Annotated in this window: 15 protein-coding genes; 10 read left to right on the top strand and 5 right to left on the bottom strand. The window is 60.1% G+C overall.

Features of this window, described 5'->3' with window-relative positions; genetic code table 11:
- The first annotated feature begins 296 nt into the window (after positions 1-296).
- Positions 297-2183, top strand: a complete 1887-nt coding sequence (locus tag ACJSDX_RS10345) for a sigma-54-dependent Fis family transcriptional regulator (protein WP_407994606.1) — start codon at positions 297-299, stop codon at positions 2181-2183.
- A gap of 77 nt (positions 2184-2260) precedes the next feature.
- Here the strand turns inward: ACJSDX_RS10345 and ACJSDX_RS10340 are convergent, their stop codons facing one another.
- From ACJSDX_RS10340 to ilvD, 3 genes are all read right to left on the bottom strand, one after another.
- Positions 2261-2587, bottom strand: a complete 327-nt coding sequence (locus ACJSDX_RS10340) for a c-type cytochrome (protein ID WP_309564237.1) — start codon at positions 2585-2587, stop codon at positions 2261-2263.
- 89 nt (positions 2588-2676) lie between these two features.
- Positions 2677-3588 (bottom strand): D-hexose-6-phosphate mutarotase, encoded by a 912-nt coding sequence (locus ACJSDX_RS10335; protein WP_309564236.1) that lies wholly within the window; start codon positions 3586-3588, stop codon positions 2677-2679.
- Between the two features lie 51 nt (positions 3589-3639).
- Positions 3640-5490, bottom strand: coding sequence for a dihydroxy-acid dehydratase (gene ilvD / locus ACJSDX_RS10330; protein WP_309564235.1), 1851 nt, complete (start codon positions 5488-5490; stop codon positions 3640-3642).
- 60 nt (positions 5491-5550) lie between these two features.
- Between ilvD and lgt the strand changes: the two genes are divergently transcribed.
- The 4 genes from lgt to ACJSDX_RS10310 all read left to right on the top strand — a co-directional run bounded on the left by lgt (position 5551) and on the right by ACJSDX_RS10310 (position 10764).
- Positions 5551-6348, top strand: a complete 798-nt coding sequence (gene lgt, locus ACJSDX_RS10325) for a prolipoprotein diacylglyceryl transferase (RefSeq protein ID WP_407994605.1) — start codon at positions 5551-5553, stop codon at positions 6346-6348.
- Between the two features lie 271 nt (positions 6349-6619).
- Positions 6620-8944: an FdhF/YdeP family oxidoreductase gene (locus tag ACJSDX_RS10320; protein WP_407994604.1), complete on the top strand. Its 2325-nt coding sequence runs from the start codon at positions 6620-6622 to the stop codon at positions 8942-8944.
- Positions 8934-9245: a hypothetical protein gene (locus ACJSDX_RS10315; RefSeq protein ID WP_407994603.1), complete on the top strand. Its 312-nt coding sequence runs from the start codon at positions 8934-8936 to the stop codon at positions 9243-9245. Before ACJSDX_RS10320 ends, ACJSDX_RS10315 begins: the two co-directional genes overlap by 11 nt.
- Positions 9246-9348: 103 nt before the next feature.
- Positions 9349-10764 carry an aminotransferase-like domain-containing protein gene (locus ACJSDX_RS10310; protein WP_407994602.1) on the top strand — a complete coding sequence of 472 codons (1416 nt, stop codon included), beginning with the start codon at positions 9349-9351 and terminating at the stop codon, positions 10762-10764.
- 104 nt (positions 10765-10868) lie between these two features.
- Here the strand turns inward: ACJSDX_RS10310 and ACJSDX_RS10305 are convergent, their stop codons facing one another.
- Both ACJSDX_RS10305 and ACJSDX_RS10300 read right to left on the bottom strand, forming a co-directional pair.
- Entirely contained in the window at positions 10869-11072 is a 204-nt protein-coding gene (locus tag ACJSDX_RS10305) for a CstA-like transporter-associated (seleno)protein (protein ID WP_407994601.1), read from the bottom strand.
- Entirely contained in the window at positions 11072-13141 is a 2070-nt protein-coding gene (locus ACJSDX_RS10300) for a carbon starvation CstA family protein (protein WP_407994600.1), read from the bottom strand. Before ACJSDX_RS10300 ends, ACJSDX_RS10305 begins: the two co-directional genes overlap by 1 nt.
- A 153-nt stretch (positions 13142-13294) precedes the next feature.
- On the opposite strand from ACJSDX_RS10300, the gene ACJSDX_RS10295 reads away from it, so the two are divergent.
- From ACJSDX_RS10295 to ACJSDX_RS10275, 5 genes are all read left to right on the top strand, one after another.
- Positions 13295-13603 (top strand): hypothetical protein, encoded by a 309-nt coding sequence (locus tag ACJSDX_RS10295; RefSeq protein WP_407994599.1) that lies wholly within the window; start codon positions 13295-13297, stop codon positions 13601-13603.
- 129 nt (positions 13604-13732) lie between these two features.
- Positions 13733-15478 carry an ABC transporter transmembrane domain-containing protein gene (locus ACJSDX_RS10290; protein ID WP_407994598.1) on the top strand — a complete coding sequence of 582 codons (1746 nt, stop codon included), beginning with the start codon at positions 13733-13735 and terminating at the stop codon, positions 15476-15478.
- Positions 15479-15902: 424 nt separating this feature from the next.
- Positions 15903-16715 (top strand): formate/nitrite transporter family protein, encoded by an 813-nt coding sequence (locus tag ACJSDX_RS10285; RefSeq protein WP_407994597.1) that lies wholly within the window; start codon positions 15903-15905, stop codon positions 16713-16715.
- A 54-nt stretch (positions 16716-16769) separates the two neighbouring features.
- Entirely contained in the window at positions 16770-18497 is a 1728-nt protein-coding gene (locus ACJSDX_RS10280) for a bifunctional protein-serine/threonine kinase/phosphatase (RefSeq protein ID WP_407994596.1), read from the top strand.
- 136 nt (positions 18498-18633) lie between these two features.
- Positions 18634-19905: a nitrate- and nitrite sensing domain-containing protein gene (locus ACJSDX_RS10275; protein ID WP_407994595.1), complete on the top strand. Its 1272-nt coding sequence runs from the start codon at positions 18634-18636 to the stop codon at positions 19903-19905.
- The last annotated feature ends 181 nt before the right edge of the window (positions 19906-20086 follow it).

The following is a 20086-nucleotide window of genomic DNA, read 5'->3' as shown; positions in this document are numbered from 1 at the left end:
GGATATTCTCCATAGTATGTTTGTTGTTTTATTGCTGGCCGATGCTCTCCACCTCAGCCAGCACCATGACCATGCCTGGTCATCAACTTGCAGGCCCTATTCAGCAATCCCCATGCCAGCCAAAACAATCACCGGGAATAATTCCTGAAAACCATGAAAAAATAATACGTTGCCATATGAATTTATTCCTAACTATCGACTCGAACCCGCCGTAATCAGTTGTCACGAAATTGCACAAGTGCTACATTTGGGAACAGTTCCTAATATCAATCATGAAGTCCACCATGCACCACCCCATGACAAAGTCCCTGCAGGAAATCGAGCATGCAAGGCTGCAGTTTCTTGAGCAAGGCAATATGGCGGAGGGCGTGGTGAACAAGACAATCGCGCGCTCCTGGCAACGCAGCCTGGATAACGGCATCAATGCTTCCCAGCCATTGAGCACTGCAACGCTGGACCGGGTGGAGCTGGAGAAGAAACGCAGCAAGCACCATTTGCTGCTGACGCAGGCCAAGCCCGAGATCACCGCGCTATACGAGCAGATTGCCCACTCATACAGCATGGTGGCGCTCACTGAGGCAGAAGGCGTCATCCTGCATAGCGAAGGCCAGCACTTGCTGGTTGACCTTGCGCCTAGCGAAATCATGAGCCCGGGCTATTCATGGCGCGAGCAGGAGCGCGGCACCAATGCCATCGGCACGGCGATTGTGGAACAGCGGCCGGTAGCGGTACAAGGCGCGGAACACTTTGTCGAGCAACTGCACGGTTTCAGCTGCTATGCCGTCCCCATTTTTGGCCCCAACCAGCAACTGCTTGGCACGCTCAACGTCACCAATGCGTTTGCCGCCCACCAGCAGCACACACTGGCGCTGGTGAAGATGGCCGCCCAGCAGATTGAAAATCGCGTGTTCAGGGCCTGCCACCAAGGGCCGGTAACACTGCACTTCCATACCTCCGCCGATTTTATCGGCTCGGCATGGGAAGGAAATGCAGCATTGTCACGCGAGGGCGAGCTACTGGCCATCAACCGCAATGGGCTGGGCTTGCTGGGCTTGAAAAGCCCGCCCGCGCATTTCCAGTCCATGTTCCTGGAGTCGTTCTCCCACGCCTGCAATGAACACCGGCAAAGCGCTCCGCTGACGCTCACGCTCGCAAACGGCGAACCCGTCTACGCAAGGCTCAGCATTGAACCGGAAACAGCAGCCAGCAACAAGATCGCCGGCATACGCCATGCATCCAGGCCAACCGGTCCCGCGATCACCATGACCGGCGATGATCCGCGTATCGCCGAAATATTGAGCCAGGCCAGGCTGGTCATGAACCAGGATATCTCCATCCTGATCCAGGGGGAAACCGGCGTCGGCAAGGAATTGCTTGCCAGCGCCATCCACCAGGGCAGCGCCCGCGCCGACGGCCCGCTGGTCGCCATCAATTGCGCCGCATTGCCGGAAGGGCTGATCGAGGCGGAACTGTTCGGCTACGAGGAAGGCGCCTTTACCGGCGCACGCCAGAAAGGCAGCCAAGGCAAGATCGAGCAAGCGCATGGCGGCACCTTGTTCCTCGATGAAATCGGCGACATGCCATTGCTCCTGCAGGCCCGACTGTTGCGTGTGCTGCAGGAACGCAGCATCACTCCGCTGGGCGGCAGCAAGTCCAGAAAACTGGATTTTGCCGTGATCAGCGCCACCAATCAGAAATTGCAGGAAAAAGTAGCCGACGGCACATTCCGCAAGGATCTCTACTACCGCCTGAACGGCATCAGCCTGACATTGCCGCCATTGCGCGAACGTCAGGACCTGCTGTCCATCATCCGCAACATCATGGCCACGGAAAGCGGCGGCGGTGTTGAAATCCACGACGAAGTGCTCCATCTGTTCCGCCAGCATCCCTGGCCAGGCAATATCCGCCAGCTGCACAACGTGCTGAAAACCATGCTGGCCCTGGCTGCTGGCAAGCCATTGCAGCGGCAGCACCTGCCTCCCGGCTTCATGGACGAGCTGGACAGCATTGCCCCGGGGCAAAAAAGCACGCCCCTGGCCGCAGGCTCCATCGACGATATCACCAATGAAGCGGTCAAGCTGGCGCTGCAGCACCATGAAGGCAATATCTCCGCCGCGGCACGCGAGCTGGGCATGAGCCGCAACCGCTTCTACCGCAAGCTCAAGGCGCTGGGCCTAGCCTAAGGACGCCCTGATTCCATCCAACAAAAAAGCCAGCCAAAACATTTGACTGGCTTTGCTTGGAGCAACTGCAGCAACCGCTACAAGGTCAATATCCACTGCACGATGACCTTGATATCCTCATCCTTCACCTGCGGGCTGTTCGGGCCCATGGGCACCGGCCCCCAGACGCCACTGGTGCCGTTCTTGACCCGGCCTATCAGCTTGGCTTCCACCCCGGGCTGGCCACGGTACTTGGCCGCGATATCCTGCAATGCCGGGCCGATGACCTTTTGCTTGATCGTGTGGCAAGCCAGACAACCGTTTTTCTGTGCCAGCGACTCCGCCACCTTTGCATCCACCGCTGCCGCCTGCCCAGCCATGAGCAAGCAGCTCGCGGCTACCAATATGCGCATGATTGTCTTCATTCATTCTCCTTGGGAGCCTGCACTCCCGCTGAATCGCGTTACAACGGCCGGCTATTGGCAATGCACCCATTGCCAATCCAATCACCCGGCTACAAACTTTCAGTGCTGTACTGCACGCTCAAAGTATGAGAGCTGCCAGGCTCGACAGTGACGACATTGCCCCTGACGTTGGAGGTCTCGACACATACCATCTGCCGCCAGCCATGGTGGCTGCCCAGGTCGCCGATCTCGGCCGCCTTGCGTTCCCATGGCGTCCAGACCACGGTAGATTGACTGCCGGTTTTCTCGATGACGATCTTGCGGCGCAAGCCCGGGTCTTCCAGCACGCAGGTCGACTCGGTATTCAGGTAAACCCGGTCCACCTCGTCATTGAAGCTAATGTCGCCGGACTGGCGCTTGCGAGCGTAGTCCTCGACCTTGTCCTCATACTCAGTATGATCCAGCCCAAGCACCTTGACTACCTCGATATCGCTGACCTGAAAATAGGTATGCAGGGCCTCGCCGATCACGAACGGCTCATTACCCTTATTAGTGGTAGTCAGCGCCATCTTGAGCGTCGGGCCAATGTTGACGGTCAAGGTCAATTCGCAATCGTAAGGCCACTGCTTTTCCACCTGACGGCTCTCCACCAGCCTCAAGACAAGGCTGGTGGTGTTGTCCGCCTCAGGCTTGGCATCGACCACCTCCCATGGCACCACGCGGGCAAAACCATGCGGACAGAGGGTCTCGTCCGTCGCATGCGGGCCGAACCACGGCCAGCAAACCGGCACGCCGCCACGGATAGAACGTCCGGCGACGAAGCGCGCCTGGTCGGACAACCACAACACCGGCGCCTCGGCATGGCGCGGGTTCCATTGCATGACGTGCCCGCCTTGCAAGGCGACCTTGGCGGTGGCATGCGGGTTTTCGATTTCCAGCGTCACCAACCCGTTCAGGTCTGCGGAAAAATGGATTTTATGCCCGACCCCGTACCGGGCATTCAATTCGTGTACTGATTGCATACGCTCTTTTAAAACTGATTGATGAATTCTTTTTATTATTATCGATGCTGCCTACTTCTCGATCTGGCTTACGTCGCGCACCGCACCTTTGGCCGCGGACGTGCTCATTGCAGCATACGCACGTAATGCAACGGATACATGACGCTGACGGTTGACCGGCTTCCACGCATCTTTGCCGCGCGCCTCCATCGCGGCACGTCGGTGCGCAAGCACTTCGTCCTTGACTGCGAGGTGGATGGTACGGTTGGGAATGTCGATCTCGATGATGTCGTTTTCCTCCACCAGGCCGATCGCGCCGCCCTCGGCAGCTTCGGGCGAGGCATGGCCGATGCTCAGGCCGGAAGTACCGCCGGAAAAGCGCCCGTCGGTCAGCAGCGCGCAAGCCTTGCCCAGTCCCTTGGATTTCAGGTAGCTGGTCGGGTAGAGCATTTCCTGCATGCCAGGGCCGCCGCGCGGGCCTTCGTAGCGGATGATGACGATGTCGCCCGCCTCGATCTTGTCGGCCAGGATGCCTGCGACGGCATCGTCCTGGCTTTCGAAGATACGCGCACGGCCCGTAAACTTGAGGATGCTGTCGTCCACGCCCGCAGTCTTCACGATGCAGCCGTCCAGCGCAATGTTGCCGTAAAGCACCGCCAGGCCGCCGTCCTGCGAATAGGCATGCGCCTTGTCGCGGATGCATCCTTCCTTGCGATCTGTATCCAGGTCAGGCCATAGCATGGACTGGCTGAAGGCAATCGTCGTGGAAATGCCGCCTGGCGCGGCGCGGTAGAATTTCTTCACCTCCTCGTCCGTGGTGGTCATGATGTCCCACTTGTCCAACGCCTCACCCAGGGTAGGGCTATGCACGGTCGGGGTATCGCGGTGGATCAGCCCGGCCCGGCTCAACTCCGCCAGGATACCCATCACGCCGCCCGCGCGGTGCACGTCCTCCATATGGTATTTAGCCGTGGCGGGCGCCACTTTGCTGACGCAAGGCACGCCGCGGGAAATGCGGTCAATGTCGGCCATGGTGAAATCCACCTTGGCCTCGTGCGCCGCTGCCAGCAGGTGTAACACGGTGTTGGTCGAGCCGCCCATGGCGACATCCAGGCTCATGGCGTTCTCGAACGCCTTGAGATTGGCGATGCTGCGCGGCAACACGCTCTCGTCATCCTGCTCGTAATAGCGCTTGGTGATTTCCACGATCAGGCGGCCCGCCTTGAGGAACAGCTCCTTGCGCGCGGCATGCGTGGCCAATGTGGAACCGTTGCCCGGCAGGCTCAGGCCCAGCGCCTCGGTCAGGCAGTTCATCGAGTTGGCGGTGAACATGCCGGAACAAGAGCCGCAGGTCGGGCAGGCGGAACGCTCGATCGCGTCGGACTCTTCATCGGATACGTTGCTGTCCGCGGCCGCCACCATGGCATCCACCAGGTCGAGCTTGTGCACGTTGCCCTGCCAGTTGACCTTGCCGGCCTCCATCGGGCCGCCCGAGACGAACACCACCGGGATATTCAGGCGCAGGGCCGCCATCAGCATGCCCGGGGTGATCTTGTCGCAATTGGAAATGCATACCAGCGCATCGGCACAGTGAGCGCTCACCATATACTCCACGGCGTCCGCAATCAAGTCGCGGCTGGGCAGGCTATAGAGCATGCCGCTATGGCCCATGGCGATGCCGTCGTCCACGGCGATCGTATTGAACTCCTTGGCGACGCCGCCCGCACGCTCGATCTCGCGCGCCACCAGCTGCCCCAGGTCCTTGAGGTGCACGTGCCCTGGCACGAACTGGGTAAAGGAATTGGCGATCGCAATGATCGGTTTCTGGAAGTCGTCCTCCTTCATCCCGGTGGCGCGCCAAAGTGCGCGGGCGCCTGCCATATTGCGGCCATGGGTGGAGGTTCTGGAGCGGTATTGCGGCATAAAAACCCTAAACTAAACGTATAATTAGGAGATTTTACTCCAATCCAAGGGCCAATCCCAATGCTTGTTCATCCACAATTTGATCCAGTCGCCATCCACCTGGGCTCGTTCGGCATTCATTGGTATGGCCTGATGTACCTCATCGGCTTCCTGGCTTTTCTCTGGCTCGGGCGCTGGCGCATCGCCCACCAGCCGTGGTGGTCGCAGGCAGGCTGGACGCCCAAGACGCTGGATGACGCCTTGTTCTACGGCGCGCTCGGCGTCATCCTCGGCGGCAGGCTGGGCTATGCATTGTTCTACCAGCACGAGTACTACCTGGCCCACCCGCACGAGATTCTCTTCCTCTGGCAAGGCGGCATGTCCTTCCACGGCGGCTTCATCGGCGTCATGGCCGCCATGCTGCTGTTCGCCAGGAGGCGCGGCCTGACCTTCTTCGGCATCATGGATTTCGTCGCGCCGTTGGTGCCCGTCGGCCTGGGCGCAGGACGCATGGGCAACTTCATCAACGGCGAGCTATGGGGCCGCGCCAGCGATGCGCCCTGGGCCATGCTCTTTCCGCAAGTGGACAATATCGCGCGCCACCCTTCGCAGCTTTACGAATTCCTGCTTGAAGGCGTCGTGCTGCTCATCCTGCTCTGGTGGTATTCCAGCAAGCCGCGCGCCAGGGGATCGGTGTCGGCGCTGTTCCTGATCGGCTACGGCAGCTTCCGCTTTCTGGTGGAATTCACGCGCGAGCCGGACAGCTTCCTCGGCCTGCTGTCGCTAGGCTTGAGTATGGGACAGTGGTTGAGTTTGCCAATGGTGATTGCGGGGATATGGCTGTTGATTGTGAGCTTGCGTCAATCCCCAAAAGCATGATCGCCCAGGAAGGTTTCACGCCCGCCTAGCCAGTATTGCTGTCGTTGTAGCGGGAAATAAGCGCAAGCGCTTAGAGACTACCCCAAGGCTAATGTCTAAGCGCTATTCCCGCTAATCCCCCTCCAAACTGTACCCTAAAAATTTCCCCGTTTCTGTATCTGGTTTCCTTCCGTTTGCTCCCTTACGATTGTTGCAATCGTCATTGTGTATTCATAGCGTCGGCCCGCCTTCACGGATGCCGGCCCGATTTTTTGAACAAACGTAGGAAGATATGTCGCAACCTAAAGCCGCCATCAAGCCTTACCACCACCCCGCCGCAGGCTGGGGGGCACTGAAGCAAGTTGCCGCGCAGCTTGCGCTGCAGAAGATTCCCGTGAAGGGCGTCATAACCTTGCTTTCGCAGAACCAGCCTGACGGTTTCGACTGCCCGGGTTGCGCCTGGCCGGACAAGGAGCACACTTCCACCTTCGAATTCTGCGAGAACGGCGTCAAGGCGGTGGCGGCTGAAGCAACCGCCAAGCGCGTGCCGCCGGAATTCTTCGCAAAACATACCGTCACCGAGTTGATGGAATGGAGCGATTTCGATCTGGAAAACGAGGGTCGCCTCACCCACCCGATGCGCTACAACCCAGCTACCGACAAGTACGAGGAAGTGTCGTGGGACGGCGCATTCGAGCTGATGGCCGAACACCTGAACGCGCTTGCCGACCCGAATGAGGCGATTTTCTATACCTCGGGCCGCGCCAGCAACGAGGCAGCCTTCCTCTACCAATTGTTCGTACGCGAGTTCGGCACCAACAATTTCCCGGACTGCTCCAACCTCTGCCACGAATCCACCAGCATGGCCTTGCCTCCAACCGTGGGCATCGGCAAGGGATCGGTGACGCTGCACGACTTCGAGCATGCCGACACCTTGCTGATTTTCGGCCAGAACCCCGCCACCAACCACCCGCGCATGCTGGGCGAGCTGCGCGAGGCCGCCAAGCGCGGCGCGCGCATCGTGGCGATCAACCCATTGAAGGAACGCGGCCTGGAGCGCTTCGCCGACCCGCAAAGCCCGTTCGACATGTTGTCGTTCAAAGGCAGCAAGATCAGCGACATGTTCATCCAGCCCAAGCTGGGCGGCGACCTGGCGCTGATCAAGGGCATGATCAAGTTCGTCATCCAGTGGGACGACGAAGCTATCAAGAACGGCTCCGAGCGTGTGGTGGACGTGGAGTTCGTCCAGCAGCACACCAACGGTTTCGAGGCCATCGCCGAGGACGCACGCCAGGAAAGCTGGGACCTGATCGTGGAGGAGTCCGGCGTGCCATTGGAACAGATCGAGGAAGTGGCCCGCATCTATGCTACCGGCGACCGCGTGATCTCGACCTGGGGCATGGGCATCACCCAGCACAAGCATGGCGTCGCCACGATCCAGACCCTGGTCAACCTGATGCTGCTGCGCGGCAATATCGGCAAGGAAGGCGCAGGCCTGTGCCCGGTGCGCGGCCACAGCAACGTACAGGGCAACCGCACCGTGGGCATCTATGAAAAGATGCCGCTGGCCTTCCTGGAAAGCCTTGAGCGCGTATTTGACATCAAGGTGCCGAAAGAACCTGGCTACGATGCCGTATCCGCCATCCAGGCGATGATAGACGGCAAGGCCAAGTTCTTCTTTGCCCTTGGCGGCAACTTCTCAATCGCCACGCCCGATACCGACCGCACATGGGAAGGCCTGCGCAATTGCGACCTGACCGCCCACGTCACCACCAAGCTCAACCGCAGCCACCTGGTGCACGGCAAGGCAGCCTTGATATTGCCGTGCCTGGGCCGCACCGAGATCGACACCCAGGAAACCGGCCCGCAAGGCGTGACCGTGGAAGACTCCATGAGCATGGTGCATATCTCCTACGGCATGAACAAGCCGGCCTCGCCGCACCTGCTGTCCGAGCCCGCCATCGTCGCGCGCCTGGCCCATGCCACGCTCAAGCACAGCAAGACGCCGTGGCTGGAATACATCAAGGACTACAGCAAGATTCGCGACGCCATCGAACAGACCCTGCCAGCCGCGTTCAAAGACTACAACGAGCGCATCAAGCACCCGGGCGGCTTCCGCCTGCCGGTGCCGTCCAGCGACCGCGTCTGGATCACACCTTCCGGCAAGGCCGAGTTCACTTTGCAGGAAATCCCGCGCAACTCGCCTATCCACCAGGCGCGCGAGCAATATGGCGACCGGATGTTCGTGCTCATGACCACGCGCTCCCATGACCAGTACAACACCACCATCTACGGCATGGACGATCGCTACCGCGGCGTATTCGGCCAGCGCCGCGTCGTGTTCATGAACCCGGAAGACATCAAGCGCATGGGCCTCAAGGCCGGCGACTGGGTCAACCTGATCAGCGTCTGGCAGGACGGCATCACCCGCCGCGCCGACAACTTCCTGGTGGTGTCCTACGACATCCCGCAAGGCTGCCTGGGCGGCTACTACCCGGAAACCAACAACCTGGTGCCCCTGGAAAGCGTGGCCGACTTCTCGCATACGCCTACCTCCAAGTCGATCCCGGTGATTATCGAGAAGACGGCAGAACAGAAGGTATCCAATGCTGCTTGACCGGGACTGCGCAGAGCAGGAAACAGGCGACTTTGCCTCCGACCATACCCAGCTCGACCAAAGCGCGGTGCTGATGCTGGGCATCCTGGAGCTCCTGCATGCCGAGCATGAGGAAGGCCGCGCCCGCGTGCCGCTGGCCGCGATCTGCAAACGCCTGGGCATCCGCATGAGCACGTTGCAGCGCCTGATGACCGCCTTGGGCGAGCAAGAGCTTGTCGTCGTCTCCACCGAGAAAGAGCGCCTGGTCGCCGCGCTGACGGCAGGCGGAGAGGAAATCTCGCAGGCTCTGCAGGCCGCTTAATCCGGCCGATCTCCAGCCCACACCCGGCAAAAACTCCGGCCGCGCCAGCGCTTGGCTGGAGTACAATGGCAGGCATCAAGGACTCGACCCCTGCCCCGCCAACATGAAGCTTTATGTCTCGTTTGCTGCCCGCATACGCGCGATGATCGATGAAGGCGTATTGCGGCCCGGCGACAAGATTTTCTCGGTGCGGCAAGCGAGCCAGAAATACGGCCTGAGCATCAGCACCGTCCTGCGCGGCTATCTGCTGCTGGAACAGGAAGGCATCATCAGCAGCCATCCCCAGTCCGGCTACTACGTCACGCCGCGCAAGCGCCTGCAGCAACGCAACCCGTCGCCGCTGTCCAAGGACATCGACCTGTCCGAGGTCGATGCGAGCAAGCTGGTGCTTACCACGCTCAAGTCCATCCGCGAGTTCGGCACCGTGCCGCTGGGCTCGCCCTTCCCGGACCCGCAACTATTCCCGCTCAAGAAGATCCACCAGTACGAAAAAGCCCTGACCGACGATGAAGGCGAATGGGGCGTACTGAGCGACCTGCCGCCCGGCAACGAAATGCTGCGCCAGCAGATTGCACGCCGCTACCTGGCTAACGGCATGGACGTTTCGCCCGACGACATCGTCATCACCCACGGCGCTACCGAGGCCATTACGCTGTGCCTGCAGGCCGTCGCCAAGGCCGGCGACGTCATTGCGCTGGAATCCCCCGGTTATTACGCTCTGGCCCATACCGTGGAGCGCCTGGGCATGCAGGTGGCCGAGCTGCGTACCGACCCGGATTCCGGCATCGACCTGGATGCATTGCGCGCCACCACCGACAACGTGCGCATTGCCGCCGTGGTGCTCACCGCCAACTTCCAGAACCCGCTAGGCTTCGTCATGCCGGACCAAAAGAAGCAGGCATTGGTGGAATTCCTCGAAGACCGGCAGATTCCGCTGATCGAGGATGACGTCTACGGCGAGCTGTACTTCAGCGAAACGGCGCCCAGGCCTGCCAAGGCGTTTGACCGCTCCGGGCTGGTGCTGCATTGCTCGTCGTTCTCGAAATCCCTGGCGCCGGGCTACCGCGTCGGCTGGACCGTGGCCGGACGCTACCGGCAGGAAGTGGAGCGCCTGATGTTCCTCAATAGCCTGTCGCTGCCCTCCGCGCCGCAGATCGCGATTGCGAAATTCATGCAGCGCGACAGCTTCGAACAGCACCTCAAGCAATTGCGGCATACCCTGCGCTCGCAGTATGTGCTGATCCGCAACGTGATAGAGGAAAGCTTCCCCGCCGGCACGCAGCTTTCGGAGCCCAAAGGGGGATATGTGATCTGGGTCAGGCTGCCCGCGCAACTGGATGCGCTCATGCTCTACCGCGCGGCAATCGACAACGGCATCACCGTCGCGCCGGGAACGATCTTCTCGCGCAAGAAAGACCTGACCCACTATATTCGGCTCAATTTCAGCCACTTATGGACATTGGCGATAGAACAGGCGGTCAGGGAGGTGGGCGCATTGGCCTGCGGGATGCTAGCCTAGCAACCGGCAGGCATGATTAAGAGCAACTGACCAAACGCAATGCCGTACCACTTCACTACACCTTATGGCAAGTTTTGCTGCCCCTAGCGCTAGGTTGCCAGCCGTCAGCAACAGCGTTTGACGCCATCCCATTTCTGTTGCTGCCAAGCTTTGAAGAATTCCTCCCTGGTAAGGGGCGGCCCCTGGTGGCCGTGCCGTTCCTGGTTGGCGGCATACAGCGACAAATAGCGTTCATAAGCATCATCTCCCGACACTTGGCGCAGGAAGCGCCAGGCCCGGTCAACCGCTTGCTGGCATGCCTGCCACATCAATCGCGCACCCAGGCAGTATCCAGCTTGGTCTGGATATAAGCCGACTCGACGGAAGGACGTACCGGCTTGCCGCTCAGGCTGCGGTAACTCACGCGCAGCATGTCGACGATCACGATCCATAGCACCGCCACGAAAAACAAGGTCAGCACCGCATCAAGCTGCTGGTTGAATATCAGCTGCGGCGCCACGGCAGCCTTCTCGGGAGGCAGTACTCCCGCTGCGAGCTTTGCCGACATATCGTTGGCCGCCGCGATGAAGCCGACGCGAACGTCCGCGCTGGTGATCTTTTCCCAGGCGGCCGTGGTGGTGACCACCACCAGCCAGCCCAGCGGCAAGCCGGTCACCCAGGCATACTTGAGCTTGCCGGACTTGATGAGGATGCCCGTGCCTACCGACAACGCAATCGCCGCCAGCATCTGGTTGGAAATGCCGAACAACGGCCAGAGGATATTCACACCGCCGTTCGGGTCGATCACGCCGATGTAGAGGAAATAGCCCCAGCCTGCCACGACAATGGCACTGGTGAGCAATACCGATGGGTACCAAGAAGTCTGGCCGATCCTGGGCCAGAAATTACCCAGCATGTCCTGCAGCATGAACCGGCCCACGCGGGTGCCGGCATCCAGCGTGGTGAGGATGAAGATCGCCTCGAACATGATGGCGAAGTGGTACCAGAGCGCGAGCAGGTGCTCGCCGAACGCGCTGCCGAAGATGCTGGCCATGCCTACCGCGAGCGAAGGCGCGCCGCCGGTGCGGGCGAACAAGGTCGATTCCCCCATCTGGCGCGCCAGGGTTTCCATCTGCTCCACCGTGACTGGAAAACCCCAGCTGGATATGACCGCCACGGCATCTGCCGCTTCCTTGCCCACCAGGCCGGCCGGACTGTTGATCGCGAAGAAAACGCCTGGGTCGAGCACCGTTGCCGCGATCATCGCCATGATCGCGACGAACGATTCCAGCAGCATGGCGCCATAGCCTATCATGCGGATATCCGACTCGTTGGCGATCAGCTTGGGCGTGGTGCCCGAGGCGATCAGGGCATGGAAGCCGGATACAGCGCCGCAGGCGATGGTGATGAAGACAAACGGGAACAAGGCCCCGCCGAAAATCGGCCCGCTGCCGTCGATGAACTGGGTCAATGCGGGCATCTTCACCTCGGGCTGCAGTAGGATGATGGCCACCGCCAGCAGGAAAATGGTGCCCAGCTTCATGAAAGTGGAAAGGTAATCGCGCGGCGCCAGCAACAGCCAGACCGGCAGAATGGCTGCGGCAAAGCCATAGGCGATCACCCACCAGGCCAGCGTGAGCCCGTCGTGGTTGAACAGGCTGCCCAGGTAGGGATGGTGGTCGATATAGCCTCCGCCGAACACCGAGAGCAGCAGCAACGCCACGCCGAGCACCGAGGCCTCCAGCACGCGGCCCGGACGCAAGTGGCGCATATAGAGGCCGACGATCATGGCGATGGGTATCGTGGCCGCCACGGTCGAGGTCGCCCAGGGACTATGCTTCATGGCATTGACCACAACAAGCCCGAGCACGGCAATCAGGATCACCATGATGGTGAACGTCCCCACCAGCGCGGCAAAGCCGCCGATCGGCCCCAGCTCCTCACGCGCCATCTGCCCCAGGCTGCGGCCGTTGCGCCGCGTCGACAGGAACAGGGTCACCATGTCCTGCACCGCGCCGCCCAGCACAGCGCCCACCAATATCCATAAAGTACCAGGCAGGTAACCGAACTGCGCCGCCAGCGTCGGCCCGACCAGCGGCCCCGGGCCTGCAATCGCGGCGAAATGATGGCCGAACACCACCCATTTGTTGGTCGGCACATAATCGCGGCCGTTATCCAGGCGTTCCGCCGGCGTCGCCCGGCTGGCATCCACCATCAGGACACGGGCGGCAATCCAGGCCGCATAGAAGCGGTAGGCGATCGCGAACACACAGACCGCCGCCGCCACGAACCACAAGGCGTTGATGCTTTCGCCGCGATGCAGGGCGATCCCTCCCACCGCAGAGGCCCCGACGACGGCGACCAGGAGCCAGATCAAGTATTGCAAGGTTTTATTCATTTAGGTTTATGATGTCTCCCAATAATGCCCGCCAGTATAAAACCAAATCCGCAGGCTGAGCGCATAAACAGATTCTGAAAAACCGGCCGGAACAGATATTGCTAGCATATATTCTGCAGTCTGCATCCAAACCAACAATATTGAGAGGTAAGCATGAAATTCACCTGTATCAGCTTTCTGACCTTGCTGGCCTTGAGCCTGCCTGTAATAGCGGCACCGGACGACGCGGCCCCGATCGAAACCACGACTGCGAACGGCGACAAGATATTGCTGCATCCCAACGGCAAGTGGGAATATGTGGACAAGGTGAAAAAGGCCGAAGCGGACAAGGTAGCCAAGCAATACCCAGAAAACCAGGGCTGTCCTCCCGGCACCCAGGGCGGCTTGTTGGGCCTCGGCCGCTGCATCCCCCCTGGAGACAAGGATTTCAACCGCGGCTCCATGAGTGGCAAAGGCCGCTGAATCCGAACCCGGGTAGCCCATCTGTTGGCTGCCCCGCTCGCCCTAACCTTGCGCAGTATTGTATGCTAGACATTCAATGCCCCAGCCCAAGCGAGGTTCATCCTGCAAGCCCCAAGCCGTCCTTTACGATTGTTCAGCGAGCTTTGGCCGTTATTGCGGCCATACCGCTGGCAAATCCTGCTCGCATTCTGTTTGCTCAGCCTGGCTTCCGCCATCCTGCTGCTGGTGCCTTGGGCGTTCCGCGACCTGATCGACCAAGGGTTCGGCACGGATTCCGCCACCACGCAGAGCGTGCAGGACATCAACCGGCATTTCGTCTTCATCTGCGGGCTGGTGATTCTCTGGGCCTTGATCGTGGCGTGCCGCTATTTCATCGTTTCCTGGATAGGCGAGCGCGTCACCGCCGACCTGCGATCCCTAGTGTATGAGCGAGTGCTCACCCAGTCGCCGCAATTCTTCGAAACCTTGCAAACGGGCGAGGTGCTGTCCCGCCTGACCGCGGACACCACCTTGATCCAGACCGTCGTCGGCAGCTCAATCTCCCTGGGATTGCGCAGCCTGTTCCAGTTCATCGGCGGCATGGTCATGCTCGCGGTGACGAGTTGGTACCTATTCAGCCTCAATCTCGGGCTCATGCTGTTGCTGACGCTGCCGATCATGCTAATTGGCAGATCGGTGAAGAAACTGTCGCGGGAATCCCAGGACCGCATTGCCGACAGCTCAGCCATGGCCGGTGAGATACTCAATGCCATGCCGACAGTGCAATCCTTCACCCAGGAGCCCCGCGAAAACCAGCGTTTCCGGCACAGCGTGGAAACCAGCTTCAAGGCTGCCGTCCGCCGCATCCGCGTGCGTGCCTTCCTGGCCGCGTTCGTCATTGCCGGCATCAGTGCCGCCATCATCTTCGTCTTATGGCTAGGGGCGCACCAGGTCACCCAAGGCGAGCTCTCAGGCGGCGAGCTTGCCTCCTTCATTCTTTATGCGGCGCTGGTTGCGGGCAGCGTCAGCACCATCGCCGAGGTATGGGGAGACATCATGCGCGCAGCTGGGGCGACAGAGCGCCTGCTCGAACTGCTGAACAGCGAGCCCGCGATCCGCAACCCGTCAACGCCAATGGCGCTAGGCACCACCAGCACGGCGAGCGTCAAGTTCGAGAAAGTAAGTTTTTACTATCCGGCGAAACCTGGTCAGGCAGCGCTTGACCAAATCTCGCTCGAGGTCAACGCAGGCGAAACCGTCGCCCTGGTCGGACCGTCGGGCGCGGGCAAGACCACCCTATTCCAGCTCCTGCTGCGCTTTTACGACATCCACGACGGCGCCATCAGCATCAATGGCCAGGACATCCGCAGCCTATCGCTCAGCACATTGAGAAGCATGATTGCCATCGTGCCGCAGGACCCGGTAATCTTTTCCGCCAATGCGCTGGAGAACATCCGCTACGGCAGGCCTGACGCCAGCGATGAAGAGATAAAGCGCGCAGCCCAGGCGGCGCAAGCCCATGAATTCATCGAACGCCTGCCGCAGGGATACGCCACTTTCCTGGGAGAGCGCGGCACCCGGCTTTCCGGCGGCCAGCGCCAACGCGTTGCCATCGCCCGCGCCGTTCTCAAGAACGCGCCTATCCTGTTGCTCGATGAAGCGACCAGCGCCCTGGACGCGGAATCGGAAACCCTGGTGCAGCAAGGCCTGGATTCGGCCATGCACGGCAGGACCACCCTGGTGATCGCGCACCGCCTCGCCACCATCCAGAATGCCGACCGCGTCGTGGTGCTGGAACATGGCCGCATCATCGAAACCGGGACGCCGAATGAATTGCGGCAGCAATCGGGACTTTACAGCCGTCTCGCCAAGCTTCAACTGGATATCCAGCCATAGACATGCACCGCGATAAAGCGGCTTCTTGCGCAAATGCACTACAAACGTGCAATTGGCTGCCGATAATGCAGGTTCCATGGCGGCACCATGCGACTCGCGGGTAAAAAACCATCGTGCTCACAGCCTTGAAGGACAGTGAACGGCCGTCTTCCAACACCTATCCAGCCCCCACCGTATCCGCACTATCACCAGGCGCTAACACCTTGGACTGCGCAACCATCGTCGCGCAATCATTTAACCCCGGCATATTTTTTGCTGCATCACCGTTGGATGCACTACGCCATCGGCGGCGTGGTTCATTCACCGTAGCGCAATATTCCGCAGAGATTGACGATTAGGACAACGGCGTCCACTCCAGGTATTCCTTTTTTAAGAGGGGTATCAGGAGTGGGCGCTTTTTTATTTTTCAAAGAGGTGCAATGCAATGGCTTATCTCCTACCTTCAGAGTTCGTGACCAAAATGGTCGATGCCGGCGAGTCGAAGATATTCATGGCGACCCGCGATACCGTGATCCGGGCCTATATGGCCGGCGCCATCCTGGCGCTGGCCGCCGTGTTTGCCGTCACGGCCTCGGTGCAGACCGGCTATCCGCTGATCGGCGCCATCCTGTTCCCGGTGGGGTTCGTCATGCTCTACCTGCTGGGCTTCGACCTGCTCACCGGCGTGTTCGTGCTCACGCCCCTGGCCCTGATCGACAAGCGCCCGGGCGTCACCATCAAAGGCATTTTGCGCAACTGGGGGCTGGTATTCGTCGGCAATTTCCTCGGCGCGTTCACGGTGGCGGTGTTCATGGCCATCGTCTTTACCTATGGTTTCGCAGCCGAGCCGGACAAGGTGGGCACCATCATCGCCGGCATAGGCGAGAAACGCACACTGGGCTATGCCGAGTTCGGCGCGGCCGGCATGCTGACGGTATTCATCCGCGCCGTCATGTGCAACTGGATGGTATCCACCGGGGTGGTCGGCGCCATGATTTCCACCAGTGTTTCCGGCAAGGTGATTGCGATGTGGATGCCCATCATGGTGTTCTTCGCCATGGGCTTCGAGCACTCCATCGTCAACATGTTCCTCTTCCCCTCGGCCCTCATCATGGGCGGCAACTTCTCCATCATGGATTACCTGATCTGGAACGAGTTTCCCGTCGTACTCGGCAACTTGGTCGGGGGGCTGGCATTCACGGGGCTGACCCTGTATTCCACCCACGTCAGGACAGCGCCGAAACGCAGCATTGGTTGATATAGCGATGGGCTATGGCGCTCTTCATCGAAGCCGTAGTCCCAACACATGCGCATGAACAATACGCTCGCTATTTCCCTCGGCCAGCATTCCGACCGGGGGCGCAAGGACATCAACCAGGATTTCCATGGCGCCTGCATCCCGCAAGGCCACCAGCTCGCCACCAAGGGCATCGTGGTCGCGCTGGCTGACGGCATCAGCAGCAGCGCCGTCAGCCAGGTCGCCAGCGAATCCGTGATCCGCAACCTGCTCAGCGACTATTACTGCACCTCCGATGCGTGGAGCGCCAAGCATGCCGTGCAGTGCGTATTGAGCGCGGTCAACTCCTGGCTGCATGCCCAGACCCGGCGCAGCCAATACCGCTATGACAGTGACAAGGGCTATGTCTGCACCATCAGCGCCCTGGTGGTCAAATCCGGCCAGGCCCACCTCTTTCATGTCGGCGACACGCGCATCTACAGGCTCAGCGGCCAAGCGCTCGAACAACTCACCGAGGATCACAGGGTCGCCGTCAATGCAGAGCAGAGCTACCTGAGCCGGGCATTGGGCATAGGCCCGCAGGTCGAGATCGACTACCTGTGCATGCCGGTGGAGGAAGGGGACATCTTCGTGCTGGCCTCGGACGGCGTGTACGAACATACGGACGCGCAACGCATCGCCGCCGCCATCACCGGAAACGCGCATGATCTCGACATTGCCGCGCGGCAGATCGTGGCAGCAGCCCTTGAACGCGGCAGCCGGGACAACCTGACGATACAGATTGTCAGGATAGACCGCCTTGACCATCGCCAGCCCGGCCCGCTCTTGCCGTACCCAAGCCTGCCTGCGCCGCCATTGCTGGAAGCGCGGGCGGACTTCGACGGCTACCACATCGTCAGGGAACTGCATCACAGCCACCGCAGCCACCTCTACCTGGCGATCGACAGTGACACCGGCCAGCAGGTTGCGCTCAAGATCCCGTCTACCGACCTGAGCGCAAACGCGGCGCAGTTGAACCGCTTCGCGCTCGAGGAATGGGTGGCGCGGCGCATCAACAGCGCGCACGTGCTGAAACCGTGCCAGCGCGGACGCAAACCCCGTTATCTGTATGTCGCCATGGAGTTCATCGAAGGCATTACCCTCGCGCAATGGATGAGGGACAACCCCAAGCCGGACCTGGAAACGGTGCGCGGTATCATTGAGCAGGTTGCCAAGGGTTTGCAGGCCTTCCATCGCGCCGAGATGCTGCACCAGGACCTGCGTCCGGAAAACATCATGATAGACCGCAACGGCGTGGTCAAAATCATCGACTTCGGCGCAGTCTGGGTCGCAGGCCTTGAGGAATGCAATATGCCGGAAACCCTTCCCGTTCCGGGCGCCGTTCAGTACATGGCGCCCGAATACTTCCTCGGCGATGCCGCTTCGGCGCTTTCAGACCAGTTCTCACTCGGCGTCATCGCCTACCAGATGCTCACAGGCAAGCTGCCCTACGGCGCCCAGGCCGCCAAAATCAAGACCCGCGCGCAACTGCAGCGCCTGTCCTATATTTCCGCCATCGACGGGCACAGCAGCACTCCCTCATGGATAGACGACGCGCTGGCGAGAGCAGTGCACCCGGAACCGGAAAAACGCTACCCTGCCTTGTCGGAATTCATCCATGACCTGAGACATCCCAACCGGCAATTCCTCGACAGGCACAGGGGCGGGCTAGTGGAGAAGAATCCTCTCCTGTTCTGGAAGACGACCAGCCTGCTATTATTGCTGCTCGTCGTCGTCCTGCTCTACATCATCAAACTCTCCTGACCCTGCATGCATCCAGAGAAATCAAGGTTCCAGGAAGAAACTTGCTGCTCTGCAGTTGCCTTAGCCGATTGATCAACCATCGTTGAACCAGCAACCGCCATGCTGTCGCGCATGATTTTTGCTACCGGATTTAGATATGAAAGACATTTCTCCCGACCAAACCATCATCCTGGCCAAGATACGGCATGTCGAAGAGCTCGAGCGGCTGTCGATATGCACCGTGTTTGTCGAGACCATCGGCCTGATCATCCACCAGATCCAGGCCGAGCGCGGCGCAAGCTGCCTGTACCTGGCTTCGGCTGGCCAGCGTTTCGGCAAGGAGCGCAGCGAGATCATCGAGCAGAACCAGGGCCTGGAGGTGAAATTCCGCGAGGCGCTGCAGCGCCACCTGGACCATAACAGCATGGCCGACGCCAAGCAGCTCACCCTGATTTCGTGGATATTGCTGGGCTTCGACCAACTGAAATCGCTACGCCACCAGGTGACGCTGCACAAGATTTCATTTCCCGATTGCATACAATCGTTCAACCGCTTTATCGGCAGCCTGATTTCGCTGATCTTCGACATTACCGACAATGCCGTCAACAGCAAGATCTCCACTTATCTGCTCGCGCTCTACAACCTGGTGCAGGGCAAGGAGTTTGCCGGGCAGGAACGCGCCGTAGGCTCCTATATGTTCGGCTCCGGCCATGTGCAGCAGGAACACCAGCACAAGCTGCTGGAGCTGGTTGCCTTGCAGGACAGGCATTTCGAGCTGTTCTGCCAATTCGGCGGCAGCCCGTTGCAAAAGTCATGGGCGGCTTCGATGGATACCAGCATCCACCAGCGGCACCAGCAATACCGCAACAAGCTCACCCATGCGCAGGATGGCCAAGCCGTGAAAACGCACGACGGGGACGAATGGTTCGAGCTCTGCAGCCAACGCCTCACCGATATCTGGCATATCCAATGCCAGCTCATCAAGGGCATGCATGGCATGCTGGAGACATTGATCCACGAGGCGAAGAGCGACTTGGACAAGACCCGCCAGTACCTGCAGAAAGTGCGCAGCCAGCCGGCCCATGCCACCACGCTGGATAGCGCCTTCTTCAACCTCTCCATTCCGGTGGAAAACGCCTATACCTTCCTAGTGCACGACAACCAGCACTCCTATCCCATGGAGTCCATCGTCTCGCTGCTGCAGCAGCAATCGCAGCAGATTGCCGAGATTGAGAACGAACTGTCGGAAACCAAGAAAGCGCTGGCGGAGAGAAAACAGATCGAGCGCGCCAAGGGCCTGCTCATGAGCAAGCGCGGCATCAGCGAGGTAGAGGCCTACAAAATCATGCGCAGCACCGCCATGGAACAGAATCGCAAAATCATCGATGTGGCGGACAACATTCTCGCCAAGCAAAACTCCCTATCGTGATGGCAGTGAACCTCTGGTGCAACCGCACTCAGGTGGTGCAAACCGGCATCGCTGGCCGGATTCAACAAAACTCCCTCCCCAGGTAAATATCCTTACAAAACAATCGCGTTTTGAAATAAAGCTTCCCTGGCACAGCATTTGCTAATCCCTGATTAACAACGGCAGCCAATGGCGGTTGTCA

It is taken from the genome of Methylobacillus draconifructus (assembly GCF_045984355.1).
GTDB classification, from domain to species: Bacteria; Pseudomonadota; Gammaproteobacteria; order Burkholderiales; family Methylophilaceae; genus Methylobacillus; species Methylobacillus flagellatus_A.
The sequence above is the reverse complement of the archived record's forward strand: the minus strand, read 5'-3'. Positions and strand labels throughout refer to the sequence as shown.